The 24,148-nt window shown below is 70.2% G+C and carries 24 protein-coding genes and 1 tRNA gene; 15 read left to right on the top strand and 10 right to left on the bottom strand.

The genetic code is table 11. The annotated features are described in order from the left end of the window. The first annotated feature begins 38 nt into the window (after window positions 1-38). Window positions 39-115, top strand: a tRNA-Met gene (locus tag V8201_RS09590). A 33-nt stretch (window positions 116-148) separates the two neighbouring features. On the opposite strand, the gene V8201_RS09585 is transcribed toward V8201_RS09590, so the two are convergent. After that, complete coding sequence (locus V8201_RS09585; RefSeq protein WP_037536321.1) at window positions 149-412, bottom strand: SemiSWEET family transporter; 264 nt, start codon at window positions 410-412, stop codon at window positions 149-151. Window positions 413-570: 158 nt separating this feature from the next. Between V8201_RS09585 and V8201_RS09580 the strand changes: the two genes are divergently transcribed. Continuing rightward, window positions 571-861 (top strand): hypothetical protein, encoded by a 291-nt coding sequence (locus tag V8201_RS09580; RefSeq protein WP_037536322.1) that lies wholly within the window; start codon window positions 571-573, stop codon window positions 859-861. Window positions 862-889: 28 nt separating this feature from the next. Here the strand turns inward: V8201_RS09580 and fdhD are convergent, their stop codons facing one another. Genes fdhD through V8201_RS09565 form a run of 3 tightly spaced genes read right to left on the bottom strand, consistent with a single transcriptional unit; the run spans window position 890 to window position 4,460 of the window. After that, on the bottom strand, window positions 890-1,669 hold the full coding sequence (gene fdhD, locus V8201_RS09575) for a formate dehydrogenase accessory sulfurtransferase FdhD (RefSeq protein ID WP_336545138.1): 780 nt from the start codon (window positions 1,667-1,669) through the stop codon (window positions 890-892). Then, window positions 1,666-2,259, bottom strand: a complete 594-nt coding sequence (mobA, locus tag V8201_RS09570) for a molybdenum cofactor guanylyltransferase (RefSeq protein ID WP_235199826.1) — start codon at window positions 2,257-2,259, stop codon at window positions 1,666-1,668. Before mobA ends, fdhD begins: the two co-directional genes overlap by 4 nt. Then, on the bottom strand, window positions 2,166-4,460 hold the full coding sequence (locus V8201_RS09565) for an FdhF/YdeP family oxidoreductase (protein ID WP_336545137.1): 2,295 nt from the start codon (window positions 4,458-4,460) through the stop codon (window positions 2,166-2,168). The genes mobA and V8201_RS09565 overlap by 94 nt, the downstream gene beginning before the upstream one ends. A 211-nt stretch (window positions 4,461-4,671) precedes the next feature. Here V8201_RS09565 and trxB point away from each other — a divergent pair, with 211 nt between their 5' ends. Then, window positions 4,672-5,640 carry a thioredoxin-disulfide reductase gene (gene trxB / locus V8201_RS09560; protein WP_037536329.1) on the top strand — a complete coding sequence of 323 codons (969 nt, stop codon included), beginning with the start codon at window positions 4,672-4,674 and terminating at the stop codon, window positions 5,638-5,640. Window positions 5,641-5,866: 226 nt separating this feature from the next. Here trxB and V8201_RS09555 read toward each other — a convergent pair whose 3' ends face one another. From V8201_RS09555 to V8201_RS09545, 3 genes are read right to left on the bottom strand one after another with little or no spacing between them, the layout of a single operon-like run. Then, window positions 5,867-6,631 (bottom strand): hydrolase 1, exosortase A system-associated, encoded by a 765-nt coding sequence (locus tag V8201_RS09555; protein WP_336545136.1) that lies wholly within the window; start codon window positions 6,629-6,631, stop codon window positions 5,867-5,869. After that, window positions 6,619-7,329, bottom strand: a complete 711-nt coding sequence (locus V8201_RS09550; protein ID WP_336545135.1) for a hypothetical protein — start codon at window positions 7,327-7,329, stop codon at window positions 6,619-6,621. Before V8201_RS09550 ends, V8201_RS09555 begins: the two co-directional genes overlap by 13 nt. A 10-nt stretch (window positions 7,330-7,339) precedes the next feature. Continuing rightward, a complete protein-coding gene (locus V8201_RS09545) occupies window positions 7,340-7,612 on the bottom strand; it encodes an acyl carrier protein (RefSeq protein ID WP_037536336.1) in 273 nt (90 codons plus the stop codon). An 82-nt stretch (window positions 7,613-7,694) separates the two neighbouring features. Between V8201_RS09545 and V8201_RS09540 the strand changes: the two genes are divergently transcribed. Together V8201_RS09540 and V8201_RS09535 are read left to right on the top strand one after the other, a co-directional pair. Beyond that, entirely contained in the window at window positions 7,695-9,191 is a 1,497-nt protein-coding gene (locus V8201_RS09540) for an AMP-binding protein (RefSeq protein ID WP_336545134.1), read from the top strand. Beyond that, window positions 9,188-10,408 (top strand): pyridoxal-dependent decarboxylase, exosortase A system-associated, encoded by a 1,221-nt coding sequence (locus tag V8201_RS09535; RefSeq protein ID WP_336545133.1) that lies wholly within the window; start codon window positions 9,188-9,190, stop codon window positions 10,406-10,408. Before V8201_RS09540 ends, V8201_RS09535 begins: the two co-directional genes overlap by 4 nt. On the opposite strand, the gene V8201_RS09530 is transcribed toward V8201_RS09535, so the two are convergent. Continuing rightward, on the bottom strand, window positions 10,405-10,824 hold the full coding sequence (locus tag V8201_RS09530; protein ID WP_152542409.1) for a DUF4879 domain-containing protein: 420 nt from the start codon (window positions 10,822-10,824) through the stop codon (window positions 10,405-10,407). The genes V8201_RS09535 and V8201_RS09530 overlap by 4 nt on opposite strands. A 243-nt stretch (window positions 10,825-11,067) precedes the next feature. Between V8201_RS09530 and V8201_RS09525 the strand changes: the two genes are divergently transcribed. The 10 genes from V8201_RS09525 (at window position 11,068) to V8201_RS09480 (ending at window position 23,446) form a co-directional block, all read left to right on the top strand. Next, window positions 11,068-11,658 carry an XrtA/PEP-CTERM system exopolysaccharide export protein gene (locus V8201_RS09525; RefSeq protein ID WP_373276476.1) on the top strand — a complete coding sequence of 197 codons (591 nt, stop codon included), beginning with the start codon at window positions 11,068-11,070 and terminating at the stop codon, window positions 11,656-11,658. A 64-nt stretch (window positions 11,659-11,722) separates the two neighbouring features. Beyond that, entirely contained in the window at window positions 11,723-13,231 is a 1,509-nt protein-coding gene (locus V8201_RS09520; RefSeq protein ID WP_271298822.1) for an XrtA system polysaccharide chain length determinant, read from the top strand. Further along, window positions 13,228-14,271, top strand: coding sequence for an AAA family ATPase (locus tag V8201_RS09515; protein ID WP_373276470.1), 1,044 nt, complete (start codon window positions 13,228-13,230; stop codon window positions 14,269-14,271). Before V8201_RS09520 ends, V8201_RS09515 begins: the two co-directional genes overlap by 4 nt. Continuing rightward, window positions 14,268-15,878, top strand: coding sequence for a porin family protein (locus V8201_RS09510; RefSeq protein WP_336545132.1), 1,611 nt, complete (start codon window positions 14,268-14,270; stop codon window positions 15,876-15,878). Before V8201_RS09515 ends, V8201_RS09510 begins: the two co-directional genes overlap by 4 nt. 11 nt (window positions 15,879-15,889) lie before the next feature. Then, a complete protein-coding gene (locus tag V8201_RS09505) occupies window positions 15,890-17,053 on the top strand; it encodes an ExeA family protein (protein ID WP_336545131.1) in 1,164 nt (387 codons plus the stop codon). Beyond that, entirely contained in the window at window positions 17,043-17,897 is an 855-nt protein-coding gene (locus V8201_RS09500) for an XrtA system polysaccharide deacetylase (RefSeq protein ID WP_336545130.1), read from the top strand. Before V8201_RS09505 ends, V8201_RS09500 begins: the two co-directional genes overlap by 11 nt. Window positions 17,898-17,899: 2 nt before the next feature. Further along, window positions 17,900-18,919, top strand: coding sequence for a FemAB family XrtA/PEP-CTERM system-associated protein (locus tag V8201_RS09495; protein WP_271300874.1), 1,020 nt, complete (start codon window positions 17,900-17,902; stop codon window positions 18,917-18,919). Next, window positions 18,919-20,064 carry a TIGR03087 family PEP-CTERM/XrtA system glycosyltransferase gene (locus V8201_RS09490; protein WP_336545129.1) on the top strand — a complete coding sequence of 382 codons (1,146 nt, stop codon included), beginning with the start codon at window positions 18,919-18,921 and terminating at the stop codon, window positions 20,062-20,064. Before V8201_RS09495 ends, V8201_RS09490 begins: the two co-directional genes overlap by 1 nt. Beyond that, window positions 20,061-21,560, top strand: a complete 1,500-nt coding sequence (gene xrtA, locus V8201_RS09485; RefSeq protein ID WP_336545128.1) for an exosortase A — start codon at window positions 20,061-20,063, stop codon at window positions 21,558-21,560. The genes V8201_RS09490 and xrtA overlap by 4 nt, the downstream gene beginning before the upstream one ends. Next, window positions 21,560-23,446: an XrtA/PEP-CTERM system amidotransferase gene (locus V8201_RS09480; RefSeq protein WP_037536358.1), complete on the top strand. Its 1,887-nt coding sequence runs from the start codon at window positions 21,560-21,562 to the stop codon at window positions 23,444-23,446. The genes xrtA and V8201_RS09480 overlap by 1 nt, the downstream gene beginning before the upstream one ends. A 3-nt stretch (window positions 23,447-23,449) precedes the next feature. On the opposite strand, the gene V8201_RS09475 is transcribed toward V8201_RS09480, so the two are convergent. Both V8201_RS09475 and V8201_RS09470 read right to left on the bottom strand, forming a co-directional pair. Next, window positions 23,450-23,635 carry a hypothetical protein gene (locus V8201_RS09475; RefSeq protein ID WP_271298816.1) on the bottom strand — a complete coding sequence of 62 codons (186 nt, stop codon included), beginning with the start codon at window positions 23,633-23,635 and terminating at the stop codon, window positions 23,450-23,452. Then, window positions 23,635-24,060, bottom strand: coding sequence for an MAPEG family protein (locus V8201_RS09470; protein ID WP_037536495.1), 426 nt, complete (start codon window positions 24,058-24,060; stop codon window positions 23,635-23,637). The genes V8201_RS09475 and V8201_RS09470 overlap by 1 nt, the downstream gene beginning before the upstream one ends. Window positions 24,061-24,148: the final 88 nt, after the last annotated feature.

Genomic DNA, 24,148 nt, shown 5'->3' with positions numbered 1-24,148 from the left:
CTGTATCCCACACTTATAGGCGCCACCTCACACGGCGGGGCGGAGTAGCTCAGCTGGTTAGAGCACGGGAATCATAATCCTGGGGTCGGGGGTTCAAGTCCCTCCTCCGCTACCATTTCCGGTAGCGCCCGCCGGTGTGAGCATCATCCTACAGCGCCGTCACAAAGGTGATCAGCCCCAGCACCACGCCGGGTGCGTTGGCGAGCGTCACCGGCCAGTCGCGCCGCTGCTTGACCAGGCCATAGGTCACCCACAGGCTGCAATTGAGCATCGTGCACAGCGGCTGGATCGCCGAGCCCTTGTGGCCGGCCAGATTGAGCCGGATCTGCGACACGTAAGAGACGTACATCGCGACTGCGGTCAGCGTGGCGATCCAGCCGAGCAGATGCACGGCGCGACGTTCGGTAGTCATCAATCAGGTCCCCCTCGGGCGGCATCGCCGCGGCAGACACGGGTAATGACCGGGCGGCGGCTGTGTTGCGTCGGCCGGCCGCGAAAAACGAACCTGTGATAACGTCCTGTAAAGACGCGCCATGCCATGGCGGTCGTCGCTGCGGAGCGAGGCCGGTCATGCCCTATCATCATCCTGTCGAGCGTCGCCGCGGGGACCGTCGCGTCGCTGCCCGCCCGGCCACGCCGGACCGCCGCCTCGCCGAACGCCGGCGCGACGAGGTCAAACTGGTCCGCAAGCCCGAGCCGATGCATCGCGGCGTGCTATGGGCGGCGGTGGCGATGATCCTGATCCTCGCCGACAGCGTCTTCCTCGACGGGACCTATCGCCACATGCTGATCGACGGGTTCGACGGCGTCATCGACGGCATTCGCAACTGGTCGGCGCATCTGTGGGATTGGGGGCACTGACGACCGGCGGCGCGGCGGAGGCGCGTCCTCAGGCGAAGACCGCGCCGGGATCGTTGAGCAGCAGCAGCGCATCCGATCGCGCCAGCGCCACCAGCGTCAGCCCGTGCGCGCGGGCGTGATCGATGCCGAGGCTGGTCGCGGCGGAGATGCCGACGAGCAGCGGCGTTCCCGCCACCAGCGCCTTGTCGACCATCTCGAAGCTGATCCGCGACGTGACCAGGGTGAACGCCGCATCGATTCCCAGGCCGATCAGTTTGTCGAGCGCATTGTGGCGGCCGACATCCTCGCAGAGCGCGAGGATCGCGCCGTCGACACCGCAGGCTGCGGCGGCATGGACCGCGCCGGTGCTGCGGTTGAGGTGCTGCGAATCGCGCACCAGCCCCAGCGCATGAAATATCGCAGCGGGCGCGACGCGCGGCGCCTCGGGCCGGCGGGCGACCGGGCGGACGAGCTGTTCGAGGCTGGCGATCCCGCACAGGCCGCAGCTGGTGTCGCTGGTGCGGTGGCGGATGCGGTCGGCGATACGGCCGCGGCACCGCTCCGCCAGCGCGACGCGGACGATCCAGCCTGCCGGCGCCTCGAACACGTCGATGTCGAGGATGTCGCCGCGGGTATCCGCCAGTCGTTCGGTCAGCATGAAGCCGGTCGCGAACGCCGCCAGATCACGCGGCGTCATCATCATCACCGCATAGCCGAGACCGTCGACTTCGATCGCGACCGGCGCCTCGATCGCCATCGCCCGTGTCGCGGCATCGATGCTGCCGTCGGGGCGCAGCACGTGCACCGCCTCCTGCCGCGCGCCGCTCACAGCGCGAGCAGGTCGTCGGGCGTGTTGACGTTGACCAGCGGCGCGGGGCTGGGGATCGGCAGGGCGCCGATGCTGCGCGCCCAATTCTGTACCGAGCGCCGCGGCGATTCGGCGATATGGCGGAGCAGCGACGGCGCGAGCGCGCTCGGCCAATGGCCGATCACCGGCGCGTCGAGACAGAAGCTGGGCGCGCGGCGCAGCAACGCCGGCAGCAGCGGCTCGGGCAACAGCGGCATATCGCAGGGCAGCGTCAGCACCGAGGCATAGCCATGCGCCGCGCCATAAGCGAGCGCCCCGGCGATCCCGCCGAGCGGACCGAGGCCGGCGTGCGGCCGATCGCACACGCCGTCGTCGCGCCCGACGACGACCACCGCATCCGCCTGTTCCGCGCCGAGCGCGCGCATATGGTCGAGCAGCGGACGCCCCCGATAGAGCGCCGCCGCTTTGTCCGTCCCGAAGCGGCGCGACTGGCCGCCGGCGAGGATCGCCGCGAGGATCAGGCGGATCGCTCCACCCGCACCGGCACCGACTTGCCCGCCGGCACGTGGCTCTGCTCGGCCTTGTGCGTCACCGGCATCAGCACGTTGCACTCGGGATAATAAGCGCCGAGGCATCCCTGCGGAATGTCGTAGGGGACGACGAGCAGCTTGCCGACCCGCCGGTCGCCGTTGCTGCCCGCGTCGCCGACGAGGTCGACCAAGTCATGTTCGGCGAGGCCCATCGTCGCCATGTCGGCGCGGTTCATGAAGACGATGTCGCGAGTGCCTTTGATGCCGCGGAACCGGTCGTGATAGCCATAGACGGTGGTGTTGAACTGATCGTTCGAACGCAGCGTCATCAGTCGGAACCGCCCTGGCGCCTCGGCGAAACCGGTCGCGTTGAGTGTCGAGGGCACGTTGAACTCGGCGCGGCCGCTTTCGGTCAGCCATTGCCGATGCGCCGCCTCGACGCCCTTCCAGAAGCCGCCCGGTACCCACATCCGCTCGTTGAAGCGGGTGAATTTGTCGGGATAGGTCGCCTCGATCGCGTCGCGGACCAGCGCGTAATCGCCGACCCACGCATCCCAGTCGACCTTCGGATTGGGCGCCAGTGTCGCCTTGGCGATGCCCGCGACGATCGCCGGCTCGGACAGCAGGGTGTCCGCCGCCGGCGTCGCCTTGCCGCGCGAACCGTAGATGCGGCTGAAACTGTCCTCCATCGTCACCGCCTGCGGCCCCGTCGCCTGCTCGTCGGTCTCGATCCGGCCGAGGCAGGGGAGCAGGTAACAGGTCTTGCCGGGCAGCAGATGCGTGCGGTTGAGCTTGGTCGCGATGCTGACGGTGAGGTCGAGCTGCTGCCACGCCGGCTCGATCTCGGCGGTCGCCGGCACGGCGCGGGCGAGATTGCCGCCGAGGCCGATGAACGCCTGGGCGCTGCCGTCGATGATATGTTCGCACGCCTCGACCGTGTCCCAGCCCTTGTCGCGCGGCGGCTCGAAATCGTAGAGCGCCTTGAGCCGGTCGAGCGGCGCCAATTCGGGCTTTTCGGTGATGCCGACGGTGCGCTGGCCCTGGACGTTGCTGTGCCCGCGCACCGGGCCGAAGCCCGCGCCCGGCTTGCCGACGTTGCCGCGCAACAGCATCAGATTGACCAGGGTGTGCAGATTGTCGATGCCGTGGACGTGCTGGGTCAGCCCCATGCCGTAGACGCAGATGACGCGCTTCGACTTGGCGTAGATCGCACCGACGCCTTCAAGCTCGCCGCGGCTGAGCCCGCTCTCATGCTCGATCGTCGCCCAGTCGGTGGCGCGCACCATGTCGGCGAAGGCCTCGAAGCCCTTGGTATGTTCGGCGATGAAGGCGTGGTCGAGGATAGCGGGGGCGCCGATCCGCTGGCACTGGTCGTCCGCCTCGATGACATATTTGCAGATGCCGAGCATCGCCGCGATGTCGCCGCCGGTCTTGACCTGATGATATTGGCTGGCGATCGGCGTCGACTTGCCGGTGACCATCTCGATCGGGTTCTGCGGATCGGTGAACCGTTCGAGCCCGCGTTCCTTCAACGGGTTGAATACGATGATCTCGACCCCGCGCTTGGCGCAGGCGCGCAGCGGGTGAAGCGCCCGCGGGCTGTTCACGCCGGGGTTCTGGCCGAAATAGAGGATCATGTCGCAGCTGTCGTAATCCGACAGATGGATCGTGCCGACCGGCGATCCGATCGCGGACTTCAACCCGACCGACGTCGTCTCGTGGCACATGTTGGACGAATCGGGCAGGTTCTGGCTGCCGTACATCCGTGCCATCAGCGCCCACATATAGCTCGTCTCGAGGCTGGCGCGGCCGGAGGCGTAGAAAACGACCTTGGCCGGGTCATAGCCCTTGAGATGCGCACCGATGTCGGCAAACGCCTCCTCCCAGCTCACCGCGACGTAGCGGTCGCTCGCCGCGTCATATCGCATCGGATGGGTGAGGCGGCCCGCCTGTTCGAGGTCGAAATCCTTCCATCCGCGCAACTCGGTGACGCTATGCTCGGTGAAGAAGGCGGGCGTGGTGCGATAGCTGGTCAGCTCCCACGCGGTCGCCTTGGCGCCGTTCTCGCAGAATTCCGCGATATGCGGATGCGCGGGCTTCCCCCAGGCGCACGACACGCACATCACGCCCTCCGGCTTGTTCTGCCGGGCAAGCTCGCGCACCGTCTCGGGATTGACCTTCTCGCGCAGGTTGATGCGGGCGACCGACTTCATCGACCCCCAGCCGCCGGACGGGCCGGTATAGGGTTCGGTACTGATCTGATCGTCGGCCACTATGTTCATCCCTCACGCTTCGTGAGCGCGAACGCGTGGAGGCGAGGGTTGGATGCACGGAAACGATGACAGGATGCCGCTGGGCCGACGATCCCGCCGCCAACCGTCCCCGGTGATCCGATTATAGCCGCATTCGGCGGTGATTTGCCGACGGCATTCAAAAACGCCGCATGATCGCCTAGATCAGCATCCGAATCTTCCCTTCCGACAGGCTGTTCCCATGACCACCCATTCCACGCGCATGCTCATCCTCGGCTCGGGCCCGGCGGGTCTGTCGGCGGCGATCTACGGCGCGCGCGCTGGCATGGCGCCGATCGTCGTCCAGGGCATCCAGCCCGGCGGGCAGCTCACCACCACCACCGATGTCGAGAATTACCCCGGCTTCGCCGACGTCATCCAGGGCCCGTGGCTGATGGAGCAGATGCAGAAGCAGGCGGAGCATGTCGGCACGCGGCTGATGTGGGACACGATCGTCGAGGTCGACCTCACCCGGCGGCCGTTCCGGCTGATCGGCGACGGCGGCGACGTCTACGAGGGCGAGGTGCTGGTGATCGCCACCGGCGCGCAGGCGAAATGGCTCGGGCTCGAATCGGAGGAGGCGATGAAGGGCAAGGGCGTGTCCGCCTGCGCGACCTGCGACGGCTTCTTTTACCGTGGCAAGAAGGTGGCGGTGATCGGCGGCGGCAATACCGCGGTCGAGGAGGCGCTTTACCTCACCAACCACAGCGACGACGTCACGCTGATCCATCGCCGCGACACGTTGCGCGCTGAGCGCATCCTGCAGGAGCGGCTGCACGCGCATCCCAACGTCACCGTGCTGTGGAACAAGGAGGTGCGCGAGTTCGTCGACGGCGGCGGCAATGCCGGCCTCGTCGCGCTCGATCTGGAGGATACGGTGACGGGCGAGCATTCGCGCCTGTCGGTCGACGGCGGGTTCGTCGCGATCGGCCACCATCCCGCGACCGAGCTGTTCCGCGGCCATCTCGCGCTCGACGACGACGGCTATATCGCGGTCGAAACCGGCTCGACCCGCACCAGCGTGCCGGGCGTCTTCGCCTGCGGCGACGTCGCCGACAAAATCTATCGCCAGGCGGTGACCGCGGCGGGCACCGGCTGCATGGCCGCGCTCGATGCGGAGCGCTTTCTCGCCGCCGCCGAGTTCGAGGAGATGGCCGAGGCGGCGGAATAGCGACCGGCCGTGGCCGGAACGGGCGTCGGCACTGCATGACCTTGCAGCGGTGCTCGATGTCGCCGTTCTAGACTGGAAGGTGATCACGCGAAGACACGAAGGCGCTAAGAGTTCAGTGCAATACAATGACGTGGAAGCGTCGGGCGAGTGCACTTCCAGACTATAGAGGAAAGCGCTTCCCTTGTGCGACGACCGAATTTTTCGCGTCTTTGCGGCTTCGCGTGTGTTATTGGTCTTCCAGCAAACCTGCGACCAACGCCTGCAACTGCCGCTGATCCGTCTCCCGGGCGAAGCTGTGCGAGGCGGTGTCGATCCGATGCGCGGGAAGATGCGGCGCTGCGGCGGCGAAGGCCTGCGCGGTGGCGTCGGCGCTCGCGAGGATGATCGTGGCGGCATCGCCCCAATTCTCGATCGCGCCGACGATCCGCCGCGCAAGTGTCTGCGGCGGAGCGGTCGAGGCCTTGTGCAGGCCGCGGAGCGCCTTGCCGAGATCGATGCGGCCGGAGAGCAGCCGCGCCCAGGCGCGCGGGCTGGTCAGGCGCTGGCGATAGGTGGCGCGGATCGCGGCGACCGGGGGAAGGTCGTCGAAGTCCTCGATCGTCCAGGGATTGGCGAGGATCAGGCGATCGACTCCCGCCTCGCGGCCGTGGAGCGCGAGCAGGCTCGCCGCGTCGCAATTGCCATAAGCGACGATCGTCGCGAGCTGCGGCGCGGCGGCGCGGAAGGCTTCCGCCGCGGCGACGAGATCGCCGCGGGCGGACAGGTACCCATGGTTGTCGCCCGACGAATCGCCGATCCCGCGCCGGTCGTAGCGAAAGACGGGATGGCCGCGGGCCGTCATCGCCGCTGCGAGCAGCGCCATGCCGCGATGCGCGCCGCAGCGGATTTCGTTGCCGCCGGAGACGATCAGCAATCCGGTCGCGCCCGCCGCCATGTCGAGCGAGCCGATCAGCGTCTCGCCCGCACAGGGAAAGGTGATCAGGCTTCGCACGCCGCGATCCAGCCGGCGATATCCTCGGCGAGCAGCGCGGCGAGCGCGGCATCGTTGCCCGGTTCGCTGCGGCGCCACAGCGGGGCGGCATCGACGTGGCGGTCGGCTGCGGCGGGGTCGCTGGCGAGGCGGACGACGCGACGGGGGATGCCGGGCTGATCGGACGGCGTCGCCGCCGACATCGACAGCAACAGGTCGCTTGGCAACAGGTTGCCGGCGATCTCGACCGGATCGCCACCCGCCATCATCATCGTCTGGTCGCCGGAATGGCTGGCGGCTCGCCACGTCCGATGCAAATCCCGCAGCAGGTCTGCGCCGGTTTGCGGCGCGAGATGCCACCGTCCGCTATGGAGCGCGCAGCCGTCGAGCAACGCTCCGCTTCGAATGCCCACCGCATAGGTCCGCCGCCCGTCGTCGAGACAGCGATCCGTGATGGCCTCCAGCGCCGTCGCCATGCGCAGCAGCGTAAGGCCGGCGAGCGGGGTGATGCTCTCCCCCTGACCCGGCACGTCGGGCAGCACACTGCCGATGCCCCGCTCCGCCAGCGCCCGCAGCAGCGTCACCACGAAGGTCCGCGTGCGATTGCCTTCCTCGAACATCGGCAGCGCGACGACGGCGAGCGGCCCGTCGTCGGGGCCGAAGCGCAGCATCCCCTCGCGCCCGCCCGGCCAGTCGTAATGATCGATCCGCGGCGCCATGCCGCAGAGGCTAGACGAGCGCCTTGCTCGCGGCAAATTCGACCAGCGCGCCGAAGGTTTCGAGCATATCGCCGTCGACCTCGTCATCCTCGATCAGGATGCCGAGCCGATCCTCGATCTCGGTCAGCACGCTGGCGACCGCCATCGAATCGAGTTCGGGCAGCGCGCCGAACAGCGGCGTCGTCGCGGTGAAGCCGGCGACGCGCTCGGCGGAAAGGCCCAACACGTCGCGCAGGACGGCGCGGACGGTGGTCTCGACGGTGTCATAGCCTTCGGGAAGCAAAGCGGCGGCCCTGATCGGTTGCGGATAGCCGCCGGTACTGGCTGGGGCTGCATTCGGCAACAGAGTGACGCTAAGAGGGGCGATGGCCTTGCCCGATCCGACCCCGTTTCCGCTCGACCACCTGCTGCGCGGCGCCGCGGACGCGCCCGCGCTGCTGACGCGATCCCGCGACTGGACCTTCGCCGCGCTCGAGGAGGCGGTCGCCGCGGTCGCTGGCTGGCTCGACGCACAAGGGTGTGCGCCCGGCGAGCGGATCGCGAGTTGGTTGCCCAAGACCGTGCTCGCCTGCGTGCTGCCGCTCGCCGCGGCCCGCGCCGGGCTGGTGCACGTCCCGATCAATCCGGCGCTGCGCCGCGCGCAGGTCGCCCATATCCTCGCCGACAGCGGCGCGCGCCTGCTTGTCACCCAGAGCGCGCGCGCCGAAACGCTCGACCCCGCGGACGTGCCGGCGGAGTGCCGCCTGATCGACGAGGGTGAGGTGCCGCTCGCCGGCGGCGGACCGGGTCGCTCGACCGCAGACCCGCAGTCGCTCGCCGCGATCCTCTACACCTCGGGGTCGACCGGACGGCCCAAGGGCGTGATGCTCAGCCATGCCAATCTGTGGCTCGGCGCGGTGGCGGTGGCGCATTACCTGCGATTGTCGCCGTCCGACCGGGTGCTCGGGGTGCTGCCGCTCGCCTTCGATTATGGCCAGAACCAGTTGCTGTCCGCCTGGTATGCCGGCGCCGCCGTCGCCCCGCTCGACTATCTGACGGCGCGCGACGTGGTGAAAGCGGTCGAGCGGTTCGAGGCGACGACGCTCGCCGGGGTGCCGCCGTTATGGGTGCAGTTGCTCGACGTCGACTGGCCGGCGGCGACCGCCGCCCGGCTGCGACGCCTGACCAATTCGGGCGGCGCCTTGACCGAGCGGCTGGTGCGCGGACTGCGTGCGCGCTTCCCCGCCGCCGAGCTCGTCGCCATGTATGGACTGACCGAGGCGTTCCGTTCGACCTGGCTCGACCCGGCGCTGATCGACGCGCATCCCGACGCGATCGGCCGCGCCATCCCCTTCGCCGAGGTGATGGCGGTCCGCCCCGACGGCACGCGCGCGCACGGCGAGCCGGGCGAACTCGTCCACGCCGGGCCGCTGGTGGCGCAGGGCTATTGGCGCGACCCCGAGCGGACGGCCGAACGCTTCCGTCCCGCTCCGCCATGGTCGGCGAGCGGCGGCATCGCGGTCTGGTCGGGGGATACCGTCGTCGAAGGGGAGGACGGCCTGTTCCGCTTCGTCGGCCGCGACGACGAGATGATCAAGAGCGCCGGCAACCGGATCAGCCCGCTCGAGGTCGAGGAGGCGGTGCTGGCCGGCGGCGAGGCGCGCGAGGCGGTCGCGGTCGGCGTCGCCGATGCGCGGCTCGGGCAGGCGATCACCGTCATGCTGGCGGGCGATGCCGCGGCGGAACCGGCGTTGCGGGCGCGGCTGCGCAGCCTGTTGCCGAGTTTCATGCAACCGGCCCATTATGTTTGGCGCGACGCGCTGCCGCGCAACGCCAACGGCAAGCTCGACCGGGCCGCGATCCGTGCCGAGGTGACGGCATGAAACCCGTCGGTCCGCTGCCGCCCGAATTCGTCGGTCAGTCCGGCGTCCTGACCATCGCCGGCGCGCCGGCGGAACAGTGGGCGGCGGACACGCCGGTCTTCGTCTACGACGCCGGCATCGTCGCCGCGCGCATCCGCCGCTTCCGCGCCGCCTTTCCGATGGTCGACCTCCATTATGCGATCAAGGCGAATCCCTTGCCCGCGCTGCTCGACACGGTCGCGCCCTGGGTCGACGGCCTCGACGTCGCGTCGGGCGGCGAGCTGGAGCGTGCGCTGGCGGTCAAGCCCGGCGGCGCGATCAGCTTCGCCGGTCCGGGCAAACGCGATGCCGAGCTGGCCGCCGCGCTGCGCAACGGCGCGACGCTCAATCTCGAGTCGGACGGCGAGGCGACGCGCGCGCTGCGGCTTGCCGATCAGCTCGGCGTCACGCCGCGGCTGGCGGTGCGGGTCAATCCCGATGTCGAACTGCGCGGATCGGGCATGAAGATGGGCGGCCGGCCGTCGCCCTTCGGCGTCGATGCGGCCGCGGCGGCGGCCTTGGTCCGCCGGCTGATCGATGCCGGCGCCGACTGGCGCGGCTTCCACATCTATGCCGGCAGTCAGGCGCTCGACGCGGGCGCGATCATCGAGACGCAGGCGGCCACGCTCGCGCTCGCCGCCCGGCTCGCCGAGGCGGCGGGGGCCGCGCCACCGCTGGTCAATCTCGGCGGCGGCTTCGGCGTGCCCTATTTCGCCGGTGACCGGCCGCTCGATGTCGAACGGGTCGGGGCAGGCCTTGCGGAGGGATTGGCGACGCGCGCGGCGGTGCTGCGTGAGGCGCGGTTCGCGATCGAGCTCGGCCGCTGGCTGGTCGCCGAGGCGGGCGTCTATCTGACCCGGATCGTCGATCGCAAGACGAGCCAGGGCGAGACGTTCCTCGTCACCGACGGCGGCCTCAACCATCAGCTCGCCGCGAGCGGCAATTTCGGCACGGTGGTGCGGCGCAACTATCCGCTCGCGCTCGCCAGCGCGATCGACGGCCCCGCGGCCGAGACGGTGTCGGTGGTCGGGCCGCTGTGCACGCCGCTCGACCGGCTCGGCGACCGCGTCGCCCTGCCGGAGGCGCAGCCGGGGGACCTGATCGCCGTCTTCCTTGCCGGTGCCTATGGCGCGTCGGCGAGTCCTGCTGCTTTCCTCGGCCATCCTGCCGCGGCGGAGATCGTGGTCGGCGGTGCCTAAAGCAGGGTGATCTCGGCGGTGAAGGTGCGCGCCGGCGCCGTCATCGCACTGTCCTGCACTGTGATCCGGGTGCCTGAGGGCAGGGGGGCGAGATGATAGGTCAGCTCGATCCCCGTCGCGGGCTCGCCCGGTCGGCACGCGCCGGCGACCACCGCCGCACCGCAGAGCAGGCGCTGGCTCGCCGGGGCCTGCGTCACCACGCCGTCGACGCGCAGTACCCGCGCCCGGCCGATGCCGGTTTCGCGGACGACGATCGTCACCGGCCCGTCGTGACGACGCGCGGTGACGGCCTGATCGGGGCCGATCCGCTCGGCCTGCGTCGCCGAACTGACCCCGGTGATCGTCAGACCGATCAGCGGCGGGGCGGCCTGTGCCGAAACGGGAAAGGGATAGGGCAGGAGAACCGAAAGGGTCATCAAAAGCAGCGCACGAGCCATCATGCTGTGATAACGCAACCCGGCGGCCTTGGGGAGGGCGTGCCGATTGTGCTGTAATTGTTGGCCTAGCGTTCCTAACGCTATCTTCACCTCTCCCGCCCCATGACGCGCAGACGTAACCCCGCCTGTGGATGCGGCCCGGCGTCCCCGGGGGGTCAGGAGATGATTATGCGTTCCGGTGGTCCCGTCCGTATCCTGCTCGCGCTTGGCGGCCTCGCGCCGATGCTCGCCGCCTGCGCCACCGATGCGAGCGGCCCGGCGCTGCCGCCGGCCAGTTACGTCGCGAGCAAGGAGCAGCCGGGCGAGGAATATGTCATCGGCCCGCTCGACCAGCTCAACGTCTTCGTCTGGCGCAACCCCGAACTGTCGGCGAAGGTGCAGGTCCGCCCCGACGGCCGCATCACCACGCCGCTGGTCAACGACATGCCCGCGGTCGGCAAGACCCCCTCGGTGCTCGCCGCCGACATGAAGCAGGCGCTCGGCCAATATGTAAAGGACCCGATCGTCTCGGTGATCGTCGAGAATTTCTCGGGGACCTACAGCCAGCAGGTGCGGATCATCGGCGCGACCGAGAAGCCCGCGTCCATTCCCTATCGCGCGAACATGACGCTGCTCGACGCGATGATCGCGGTCGGCGGGCTCAACCAATATGCCGCCGGCAACAAGGCCAAGCTGGTCCGCCACGATCGCAAGACCGGCGAGCAGCACGAATACAAGCTCCAGATCGCCGACCTGCTCAAGAAGGGCGATTCGAGCGCCAACGTCGGCCTGCAACCCGGCGACGTGATCATCATCCCCGAGTCGATGTTCTGATGGCCGGCATCCTCCTTACGCACGCCGCGCGCGACCACGCGCCGGCGTTCGCCGGACGCGCGCGGTGAACGGCCTCTACGACGAGGTGCGGCTGGCACTGCACGCGATCTGGACGCGCCGCTGGCTCGCGCTGGCGGTGGCCTGGGGCATCTGCGTCGCCGGCTGGTTCGTCGTCAGCCAGATGCCGAGCCGCTACGAATCGCGCGCGCGCGTCTTCGTCCAGATGCAGTCGATCCTGCCCGCGTCGATCGACGCACCCGCGCAGGCGCAGCAGAAGGATGTCGACACCATCCGCCAGACGCTGATCAGCGCGGTCAATCTCGAAAAGGTGGTGCGCGGCACCGACCTGGCGCAGACCGTGTCGAGCGACCGTGACGTCGCCGACCGCGTCGCCGGCCTCGCCAATGCGATCAAGGTCGAGAGCCAGCAGGACAATCTGTTCCAGATCACCACCACCGCCGCCAGCCCCAAACTGGCGCAGGCAATCACCCAGAAGCTGATCGACATCTTCGTCGAACAGAATCTCGGCCGCGACCGCAGCCAGACGACGCAGAGCCTCGACTTCCTCAACAAGCAGCTCGACCAGCTCCAGAAGCAGCTCGCCGATGCCGATGCCAAGCGCGCCGATTTCCAGACGCGCTATCTCGGCGCCTTGCCGGGCACCGGCTCGGTCGGCGACCGGATCGGCGCGTCGCGCAGCCAGATGGCGCAGGTCGACAGCGACCTCGCCGCCGCCCAGTCGAGCCTTGCCGCGGTGCAGGGCCAGATGGCGGGGACGCCGGCGACCATCCCGAATGCCGGCGGCGTCGCCGCCGGTCCGGCGCGTGCCGCGCTTGCCGCCATCCAGGGCCAGCTCGCCGATGCACGCGCGCGGGGCTATACCGATCAGCATCCCGACGTGATCGCGCTCAAGCGTCAGCTCGTCGCGGCACAGGCGGCGGCGCGCGGCGAACCGGCCGGCGCCGGCGGGGGCACGCCCAATCCGCTCTATCTGTCGTTGCAATCGATGCTCGCCGACAAGCAGAGCGCCGCCGCCGCGCTCAAGATGCGCAAGGCCCAGTTGCAGAGCGACCTCGACCAGCTCAACGCCAAATTGTCGGGCGATCCCGAAGTGGCGGCGGAGCAGGGCCAGATCGACCGCGATTATCAGGTGCTCAAGGATCAATACGATCAATTGCTCACCCAGCGGCAGCAGATCGCGCTGCGTGGCCAGGCGCAGACTCAGACCGACAATGTCAAATTCCAGGTGATCGATCCGCCGACGATGCCGCGCGCGCCGACCGCGCCCAACCGCATGCTGCTGCTCACCGGCGTGCTGATCGTCGGCATCGCCGGCGGCATCGGCGCGGCCTTCGCTTTGGGTCAGCTTCGCGCCACCTTCGCGACCGGACCGCGGCTCGAACGCGCCACCGGCATGCCGGTGATCGGCGCGATCGGCGAGGTGGTGACGCGCAGCCAGTCCGAGCAGCGCGGCAAGCGGCTCAAGCTGTTCCTCGGCGGCACGGCCGGGTTGGTCGCGGCCTATGTGCTGCTGCTCGGCGTCGAGGTGTTGCAGCGGGGGATGGCGGCATGACGGTGCAACGGGACGGGACGATGAGCGGATCGCCACGCGCCGAATCGATGCTCGAGCGCGCCGCCCGAGTCTACGACTTCAATGCGCATCTGCGTCGCCGGCCGCCGCCGATCGATCTGCCCGCGCTCGAAGCGGTGGCACCGCCGCCGCCGGTCGACGCCTGGCAGCAGGCCGACTTGGCGGATCCGACGCTGCTCGCGATCCCGCCCGAGCTGCGCGCCCCGGTCGGCCAGGAACTGCCCGACAGCTTCTACGACGCGCCCGAGCTGACCGACATCGCCGCGATCGATCGCGGCATGCTCGCCGAGGCGGGGATGATCGTGCCGGGTGCACCGGTCGGCCCGCTTGCGGAGGAATTCCGGCTGATCAAGCGGCAGTTGCTGATCACCCGCGAACGCATCGCCCGCGCCGGTCGCGACGATGCCGCCGACGCGGACGCGCTGTCGTCGCGCGACCGGGCGCGCACCGCGCTGATCTGCTCGGCGCGGCCGGGCGACGGCAAGACCTTCTGCGCGGTCAATCTCGCGCTGTCGATGGCGGCGGAACGCGATACCGAGGTGCTGCTGATCGACGCCGACTTCGCCAAGCCCGACGTGCTCGCGCAGCTCGGCCTCGCCGAACAGCCGGGGCTGCTCGACGCGCTCGCCGATGGCGAGATCGACGTCGAGAGCCTGGTGATCCGCACCGATGTCGGCGGCCTGTCGATCCTGCCGGCCGGCACCAAGACCGCGAGCGACACCGAGCTGCTCGCCTCCGCCCGGACGCGCGAGGTGCTGGCGCGCCTGCTCGCCGCCAATCCGCGCCGCATCCTCATCTTCGATTCGCCGCCTGCGCTCGCCGCGTCGCCGGCGGCGGTGCTGGCGATGCTGGTCGGGCAGGTCGTGCTGGTGGTGCGCGCCGACCGCACGCCGGAAAGCGAATTGCGCGAGGCGGTGCAGCGGCTCGACGGCTGTGACGAGATCGCGCTGGTGCTCAACGCCGTGTCCTTCGTCCCCGGCGGCCATCGCTACGGCACCTATTACGGGCAGGATCGTCCGTGATCCGCACGTTGGGGATGGCGACGGCGCTGGCGGCTCTGGTCGCCGGCGGACAGGCGGGGGCGCAGGTGCAGCGCGGCCGCGTCGTCGCGACGCCCTATGTCGAGGTCGGCCAGATCCTCGACGCCGACCTCAACTCCGGCGACGTGCTGACCTATTCGAGCCTTGCCGCCGGCATCGATGCCGCGGCGAGCACCGCGCGCGTCAAGGGGCAGATCTCCTATCGCTACGAACGCCGCATCTCGTGGGACGACCGGGTCGGCGATGACGACATCCACACCGGCCTCGCCCGCGTCTCGGCAAAGGTCGCGCGCGGGCTGAGCTTCGAGGCGGGCGGCATCGCGACGCGCGCGCGCAGCGACATCCGCGGTGCGGCGCCGGGGGTGATCGTCGGCAACGGCGACAATATCAGCCAGGTCTATGCCGTCTTCGGCGGCCCGAGCTACGTCACGCGGGCAGGGCCGGTGTCGCTCGCCGCCAGCTATCAGGCCGGATACACCAAGGTCGACACGCCGAGCTACGTCGCCTTGCCCGCCGGCCAGTCGCGGCTCGACTATTACGACGATTCGTTCGGGCAGGTCGCGGCGATCGGCGCGAGCGTGCGACCGGGGCAGATCGCGCCGGTCGGTCTGAGCGCCAGCGCCGGCTGGGAGCGGGAGGACGCCGGCCAGCTCGACGGCCGCTACCAGAGCTGGCGCGTGCGCGGCGACGTGCTTGCCCCGGTGTCGCCCTATGTCGCGCTGACCGGCGGGGTCGGCTATGAGCGGGTCGAGACGAGCAACCGCGCCGCGCTGGTCGATGCGACGGGCGCCGCGGTGGTCGACGGCAACGGCCGCTACGTCACCGATTCCGCCGCGCCGCGCCAGATCGCCTATCGCACCGACGGCGTCTATTACGACGCGGGCGTCGTCTGGCGCCCCAATCGTCGCCTCTCCGCCGAGGCGCATGTCGGCAAGCGCTACGGTTCGCTGAGCGTGACCGGGCTCGCCACCTATCAGGCCTCCGAGCGGGTCGCGGTCGCTGCCGACGTCTATGACACGGTCACCACCTTCGGCCGGCAGCTGCGTACCGGGCTCGCCAACCTGCCGACGAGCTTCCTGTCGGCGCGCGACGCCTTTACCCAGCAATATAACGGCTGCGTCTTCGCGACGAGCGGATCGACGCCGGGCGGCTGCCTCAACGACGTCTTCCAGTCGATCGCCACCGCCAGCTATCGCGCGCGCGGCGTCGACGGCGTCGTGTCGATCACCCGCGGACGTTCGGCCTATGGCGGCGGCATCGGCTATGCCAATCGCAAGCTGTTCGACCGCGACGACGTTCCGGGCGTGACGCTGTACGGGGTCGAAGACCAGAGCGCCTATGCGCAATTGTTCTACAACCGCACGCTCACCGCGCTGTCGACACTCGCCGCCAACCTGTTCGTCAATTACTATGAATCGGGTATCGCCCGCACGCCGGGGATCTGGTCCTACGGCGCGACGGGGAGTTACGGGCGCAGCTTCGGGCGCGTCACCACCACGGCCAGCGCCGGCATTTACGCCTTTGATACCGGAGACGTAGATACCGTCTGGTCGGCGCAGGCACTGATTGCCGCGCGCTACTCGTTCTAAGGGCTCGGTCTATGTACGACGCGCATTTCGGATTATCGGGGCGGCCGTTCCAGCTGACGCCCGATGCGCGCTTCTGGTTCGAAACCGCCACGCACCGCAAGGCGATGGCCTATCTCGGCTATGGCCTCGCGCAGGGCGAGGGCTTCATCGTCGTCACCGGCGATATCGGCGCGGGCAAGACCACGCTGGTCGGCCATCTCACCGGCCAGGTCGATCCGCAGGCGCTCAACGTCATCACCATCGTCTCGACCGCGGTGCCGGCGGACGATCTGCTGCGCATCGTCGCGACCGGGCTCGGCGTCGATCCGCATGGCCTCGCCAAGGCGCAACTGCTCACCGCGATCGAGCGCGGGCTGCATTCGGTGGCGCGATCGGGACGGCGAACGCTGCTGATCGTCGACGAGGCGCAGGCGCTGCCGGTCGATTCGCTCGAAGAGCTGCGCATGCTCTCCAACTTCCAGGCGGGCGGTCATGCGCTGCTGCAGATCCTGCTGCTCGGCCAGCCCGAGTTCCGCGAACGGTTGCACGGCTCCGACCGACTCGAGCAATTGCGCCAGCGGATCATCGCCATCCACCATCTCGAGCCGATGGCGGCGGACGAGGTCGCCGATTATATCGCGCATCGGCTGTCGGTGGTCGGCTGGCAGGGCCGCCCCGATTTCGCCGCCGACGCCTTCGCCGCGCTGTACGAGGGATCGGGCGGCGTGCCGCGGCGGCTCAATCAGCTCGCCGGACGCGTCATGCTCCACGCCGCGGTCGAGGACCTCGACGTGATCGACGGGGCGATCGTGCGGCAGGTGGTCGGCGATCTCCACGACGACCTGCCGATGCTCGCGCCTGACACGGCGGCGGCGGCACCGGCGGAGGCGCCCGCACCGGCGCCCGCCGAAAGCTCGGTCCGCCGCTTCGTCCCGCGCGCCGCCCCCGATGCGGCCGAAGCCGGTGCCGCGCCCGAGCTGCCCGCTGCGGTCGCCGCCCGGCTCGCCGCGCTGGAGGCACGCGTCGCGCAGCAGGAAGGCGCCTTGCGGCGGGTGCTGACGCTGCTCGTCGACTGGGTCGAGGCGGACCGGCAGGAGACCGCCGCCGCCGCCTCGGTGATGGCGGCGGGCGCGGCCGAGATCCGCGAGGATCACGTTCCGATCCGTGCTCCGGCGGCGTGGGACCATGCCGCGTAGCGCCGTCCGCAACGGCCTGTCGGTCGACGTCGAGGAATGGTTCCAGGTCGGCGCGTTCGAGCGGGTGATCGACAAGGCCGACTGGGATAGGCTGCCGAGCCGCGTCGCCGACAATACCGGCGCGGTGCTCGACCTGTTCGTGGAGAGCGGCGTCAGGGCGACCTTCTTCACGCTCGGCTGGGTGGCGGCGCGTCACCCGGCGCTGATCCGGCGCATCGCCGAGGCCGGGCATGAGATCGCCAGCCACGGCTGGGATCACCAGCGCGTCTTCACGATGGACGCCGCGACCTTCCGCGCCGACCTCGCCCGCGCGCGCACCGCGCTGGAGGATGCCTCCGGCCAGCCGGTGACCGGCTATCGCGCGCCGAGCTTCTCGATCGACACGCGCAACCTGTGGGCGTTCAACGTACTTGCCGAGGCGGGCTATGCCTATTCGTCGAGCGTCGCCCCCGTCGCGCACGATCATTATGGCTGGCGCGACGCGCCGCGCTTCGCCTTCCGGCCGCTGTCCGATGCGCCGCTGATCGAACTGCCGGTGACGGTGGCGCGGATCGGCGGGCGGCATCTGGCGACCGGCGGCGGCTTCTTCCGGCTGCTGCCGGCCGCGCTGACCGATTATGCGGTGCGGCAGGTCAATGGCGAAGGCCATGCCGGCATCTTCTATTTCCATCCGTGGGAGGTCGATCCGGCGCAGCCGCGCGTCGCCGGCGCTCCGCTGCGATCGAAGGTGCGCCATTATTCGCGGCTCGGCGCGATGGCGGGCAAGTTGCGCGGGCTGATCGGACGCCATGACTGGGGCCGGGTCGATGCGGTCGTCGCGGCAGAGGCGGCACGGCTGTCGTGACCGTGCCGACGGTGCGCGAGGCCGATCTCGCCGACAGCCGCGACAGCGACGCGATCGACGCGTTCGTCCGGGCGCAGCCGCAGGCGACCCCGTTCCATCTGCCGGCGTGGAGCCGCAGCGTCGCGCGCGGCTGCGGTCAGCGCGCGCATTATCTCGTCGCGGAGCGGGGCGGGGCGATCGCCGGCGTGCTGCCGCTCACCGCGATGCGCTCGCCGCTGTTCGGCAAGGCACTGGTGTCGACCGGTTTCGGCGTCGACGGCGGGATATTGGGGGAGGGCGTCGAAGCGCTCGCTGCAACGGCCTGGACATTGGCGCAGCGTCTCGGCTGCCCCGGAGTCGAGCTGCGCGGCGGTCCGGCGCCGGACGGCTGGCAGACCGACGACACCTCCTATCTCGGTTTCGCCCGCGATCTCGCCGCCGACGACGAGGCCGAACTGCTCGCCGTGCCGCGCAAGCAGCGGGCCGAGGTGCGGCGCGCGCTCGGCAACGACCTGAACGTGGAGGCGGGCGGCGCCGCGCTGCTCGCCGACCATTACCGCGTCTATGGCGAGTCGGTGCGCAACCTCGGCACGCCGGTGTTCCCGGCCAGGCTGTTCCGCGCGGTGCTGGACGAGATGGATGCGGACATCCTCACCGTGCGCAGCGGCGCGCGTGCGGTGGCGAGCGTGCTCAGCCTCTATTTCGCCGGCACCGTCTTTCCCTATTGGGGCGGCGGCACCACCGCGGCGCGCTGCCTGCGCGCCAACGACCGCATGTATTTCGCGCTGATGAGCCACGCCCGCGCGCGCGGCTGCACCCGCTTCGACTTCGGGCGATCGAAGACGGGCACCGGGGCCGCGGCGTTCAAGAAGAATTGGGGCTTCTCCGGCGTGCCGCGCCTCTACGCCCGGCGCAGCGAAGGGGCGGCGCGCGAGGTCAATCCGCTCAATCCCAAATATGCGCTGATGGTGAAGACGTGGCAGCGGCTGCCGCTGCCGGTCGCCAACCGGCTGGGGCCGTGGATTTCGCGCGGCCTCGGCTGATGGAGCTGCTGTTCCTGGCGCATCGCGTGCCGTTTCCGCCCGACCGCGGCGACCGCATCCGCAGCTACCACATCCTCCGCCATCTCGCCGCGCGCGCGCGCGTCCACCTCGTCGCCTTCAGCGAAGGCGCGGGGGAGGTGGCGCCGCCCGAACTCGCCGGGCTCGCCAGCGTGACGCTGATCCCGCGCACCCGATCACAGGCGGTCGCGGCGCTGGCCGCGCTCACCAAGGGGCTGCCGGTGTCGCTCACCGCCTTCGCCTCGGCCGGGATGCGGCGGGCGGTGGCGGCACGGCGCGCGGATGCGGTCTACTGCTTTTCGGGGCAGATGGCGCAATATCTGCCGGCGGGGGTGCCGGCGGTGATGGATTTCGTCGACGTCGATTCGGCGAAGTTCGCAGGGTTCGCCGAACAGGGTAGCCCGCCGATGCGCTGGATGATGCGGCGCGAAGCCCGACTGCTCGGCGCATTCGAGCGGAGGGTCGCCGCTCGCGTCGACGCCAGCCTGTTCGTCAGCGCGGCGGAGGCGGCGCTGTTCCGGGAGGGCGGCGCGACGGGCCGGATCGTCCCGGTCGAGAACGGCATCGACGCCGCCGCCTTCGCCCCCGCTGCCGTGACGGATGTCGCCGCCGAGGGCGCGTTGCTCGTCTTCACCGGCCAGATGGACTATCGCCCCAACGTCGAGGCGGTGCGGTGGTTCGCGCAGGATGTCCTCCCCGCGCTACGCCGCCGATACCCCACGTTGCGTCTCGCGATCGTCGGTCGCGCGCCGACCGCGGCGGTGCAGGCGCTGGCCTCGCCGGCGGTGATCGTCACCGGCGCGGTCGCCGACGTGCGGCCGTGGCTCGCCGCCGCCACCGTCTGCGTCGCGCCGTTGCGTCTGGCTCGCGGCATCCAGAACAAGGTGCTGGAGGCGATGGCGATGGCGCGCCCGGTCGTCGCCACCGCCGCCGCGGCCGAGGGGATCGATCACGCCGGCACCCTCCGCGTCGCCGACGATGCCGACGCCCAGGTCGCGGCGATCGCCGCGCTGCTCGACGATCCGGCGCAGGCGACAGCCCTGGGCGCCGCGGCGCGGGCGCGGGTCATCGAACGCTATGACTGGACCGCGCGGCTCGCCCCGCTCGACGCGCTGCTCGGACTGTGACGGCCGACAGAGCCCTTCGCTGGCGCCGGTATGCGATCGCACTGACGCTGACCGCGGCGGCGATCCTGCTGCTGTTCCGGGAGGACGTCGCCCGGCTGGTGACGATCTGGTGGACGAGCACGACCTTCGGCCACTGCCTGTTCATCGGGCCGGTGATCGCCTGGCTGGTCTGGCAGCGCCGCGCGGAGCTTGGCGCGCTCGCGCCGACCGCCTGGTGGCCGGGGCTCGCCCTCGTTGCCCTCGGCGGCGTCGGCTGGCTGATGGGCGAGGCGGGATCGGTCAGCTTCGCCCGCCAGTTCGGCCTCGTCGTCATGCTGCAGGGCACGGTGCTGACCCTGCTCGGGCCGCAGGTCGCGCGGGGGCTCGCCTTTCCGCTCGGCTATGCGCTGTTCCTGGTGCCGTTCGGCGAGGAACTGGAACCCGCGTTACAGGCGGTGACGGTGCGGATGGTTATGCCGCTGCTGCATCTGTTCGGCGTGCCGGCCAGTTCCAACGGCGTGCTGATCCACGCCGGCCGTTACTGGTTCGAGGTGGCCGAAGCGTGCTCGGGCGCCAAATTCGTCATCGCCATGTTCGCCTTCGCGATGCTCGTCGCCGCGACGTGCTTCCGGTCGTGGCAGCGGCGCGGCTGGTTCCTGCTCGCGGCGCTGATCGTGCCGGTGCTCGCCAACGGCATCCGCGCCTTCGCCACCATCTATGCCGCGCATCTGACCAGCGTCGCGGCGGCGACGGGGTTCGACCATATCGTCTATGGCTGGCTGTTCTTCGGGCTGGTGATGGCGGCGGTGCTGGCGATCGGCTGGCGCTGGTTCGATCGCGCCCCCGATGCGCCGGCGTTCGATCCGGCGACGCTGCCGCCGGTGCGCGGGCACCGCATCGGCCTGCCGATCGCGGCGCTGCTGACGGTCGCGGTGGCCGCGGCCGGGCCGCTGTGGAGCGTGACGATCGCCCGCCGCGCGACGCCGCTGCCGGCGCGGATCGACCTGCCGCAGCTCGCCGGCTGGCGGCGCGCGCCACTCAGTCGCACCACTCCGTGGCAGCCTTATTATCCCGGTGCCGACCATAGCCTGTTCGGCCGCTACGCCCGCCAGGGTGCCGCGGTCGACGTCGCGGTCGCGGTGTTCGCGTCGCAGGGAGAGGGGCATAAGATCGGCGCCTTCGGCACCGGCGTGCTGCGCGAGGAGGATCGCTGGGTCCGCGTGGCCGACGCGGCGCCGATCGCCGGTGGCGCGTCGATGCGGATCACCGCGGCCGGGCCGGTGGAGCGGATCGTCACGACATGGTACGTCGTCGGCGGAACGGTAACGTCGGATGAGCGCGTGGTGAAGATCGAGGCGATGAAGGCACGGCTGTTCGGCGGTTCGCAGCGCGCGATGGCGGTGCATCTCTCCGCCGAGGTGACGCCCGGCCGCGATGCGCGCGCCGATATCGCCGCGCTGGCGGCGGCGCTCGGCCCGATCGGCGACCTTGCCGATCGTATCGCAGGCGCACGCTGATGTGCGGCATCGCCGGCATCTTCCATCCCGAGACGCCCAAACCGGTCGATCCGTCGCGCGTCGCCGCGATGATCGCGGCGCAGGCGCATCGCGGTCCGGACGGCGAGGGCGTCTGGACGGCGCCGGGCGTCGGCCTCGGCCACCGGCGCCTGTCGATCATCGATCTCGAGGGGTCGCCGCAGCCGATGCGCTCCGGCGCGCTCGCCGTCACCTATAACGGCGAGATCTACAATTTCGCCGAGCTGCGCGCCGACCTGATCCGCCGCGGCGCGGTGTTCGTCACCGAGGGCGATACCGAGGTGCTGCTGCACGGCTGGCGCGCCTGGGGGCCGTCGCTGCTCGAACGGCTCAACGGCATGTTCGCCTTCGCATTGCACGATGCCGACACCGGCACGCTGTTCCTCGCCCGTGACCGGATGGGGGTGAAGCCGCTCCATTACGTCGAATTGTCCGACGGCAGCCTCGCCTTCGCCTCCGAACTCAAGGGCCTGCTCGCCCACCCCTTGCTCCGCCGCGTCCCCGACGTCACCGCGATCGAGGATTTCCTCGCGCTCGGCTATGTTCCGGACGATGCCTGCATGATCGCGGGCGTGCGCAAGCTGCCGGCCGGGCATTTCCTCCAGGTGCAGCGCTGGCAGGGCGTGCCGCGCCCGCGCCGCTGGTGGAGCCTCAGCTTCGCCGATCGCGCCACCGGTTCGGCCAAGGCGCTCGGCGAACAGTTGCTCGGCCATATGCGTGACGGCGTGCGCAGCCGCATGGTCGCCGACGTGCCGCTCGGCGCCTTCCTGTCGGGCGGAGTCGACAGTTCGGCGGTGGTCGCGCTGATGGCGGAGGCGAGCAAGGCGGCGGTGCGCACCTGCACGATCGGCTTCGACGAGGCGGGTCATGACGAGCGCGATCACGCCGCCGCCGTCGCCCGCCGCTTCGCCACCGATCATCATGCCCAGGTCGTCCGGCCGGACGATGCCGCGCTGATCGACACGCTCGTCCACCATTTCGACGAGCCGTTCGCCGATGCGAGCGCGCTGGCGACCTATCAGGTCGCGGCCTTGGCGCGGAGCCGTGTCACCGTCGCGCTGTCGGGCGACGGCGCCGACGAGATGCTCGCCGGCTATCGTCGCTATCGGTTCCAGGCGGCGGAGGAGCGGGTGCGCGGCCTGATGCCGGCCCGCTGGCGCCGCGCCGGCTTCGGCACGCTCGGCCGGCTCTATCCCAAGGCCGACTGGGCCCCGCGGCCGTTGCGCGCCAAGACGACCCTGCTCGCGCTCGCCGCGGATGGCGACGAGGCCTATGCGCGCGCGGTCGGCGTCACCACGCCCGAACAGCGGGCGCGGCTGCTCAGCCCGGCGGCGCGGCATGCGCTCGGCGGCCACCGGGCGGAGGACCGCTATATCGCCGCGATGCGCGCCGCCCCGGCGCGCGATGCGCTCGACCGCGCGCAATATGCCGACATGATGATCTGGCTGCCCGGCGACATCCTCACCAAGGTCGACCGGACCAGCATGGCGGTCGGGCTGGAAGCGCGCGAGCCGTTGCTCGATCATCGGCTCGTCGAATTCTGCGCGACGCTGCCGGTGGCGATGCGGCTGCATGGCGGCGAGGGCAAATGGCTGATGAAGCGCAGCCTGGAACGCTATCTGCCGCGCGACATCCTCTACCGGCCCAAGATGGGCTTCGTCACGCCGATCAGCGCCTGGTTCCGCAACGCCCTCGCCGACGAGGCGGAGGGGCTGGCGCGCTCGCGCATCCTCGTCGAGAGCGGCTGGCTCGACATGGCGGAGGTCGCGCGGATCGCCGCCGATCACCGCAGCGGCCGCGCCGATCATGGCCGGACCTTGTGGCAGCTGATGATGCTGGAGCGCAGCGCGCGGCGGCTGTTCGGCTGATCCCTAGCGCAATTTGGCGATCGGCAGACTGTCCGCCTTCGCCCGCTCCTTGGTCGATTCCTCGCTGCGCTTGAGCGCCTTGGCGATCGCCTTCAGCGCCATGCCCTTCTTGGCGAGCAGGTGGAGCTTCTGAATCTCGTCCTGCGTCCACGGCTGGCGATGCCGCTCGAACACCTCACCCTTGGCCATCAGAACACCGCCATGGCGGCGTGGAGGGTGAGCGCGGCGAGCGCCAGCGTCGAAGCGAGGAACAGCATGAAGCGGGGCCATACCCGGTTGACCGTCGCTTGCACCAGCGAATGTAGCACGCGCAGCGCGACATAGGCCCAGGCGATCAGGGCGTTGACGCCATCGCCGGTGCCGCTGATCGCGATCACCGTCGCCACCGCATAGAAGAGCGTCGGCTGCTCGGTGAGGTGGTTGTAATTATGCGCCTTCCACTGGACGGACGGCGGCAGCGCGCGATCGGCGTCGGCGGCCTTGCTGCCGATCAGGCGGGTGATGTCGATCCCGGCCGCCTGCATCGCCGGCAGCCGCGTCGCGATCGTCCAGACCAGCATCACCAACGTCCAGGCGATCAGCGCCACCATGGGTTGCAGGATTTCGCTATGCATCGTCGCCCCTTCCGACTTGATCGGGAGCAGCTTAGCGCGGGCCGGGCGGCTGTCGAGCATCGCCGCCCGGCCCGCGGCGGGACCCGCC

Source organism: Sphingomonas kyungheensis, from assembly GCF_037120395.1.
GTDB classification, from domain to species: domain Bacteria; phylum Pseudomonadota; class Alphaproteobacteria; order Sphingomonadales; family Sphingomonadaceae; genus Sphingomonas; species Sphingomonas kyungheensis.
Note: the sequence above shows the minus strand (reverse complement) of the source record. Positions and strands in the feature narration are given on the sequence as shown.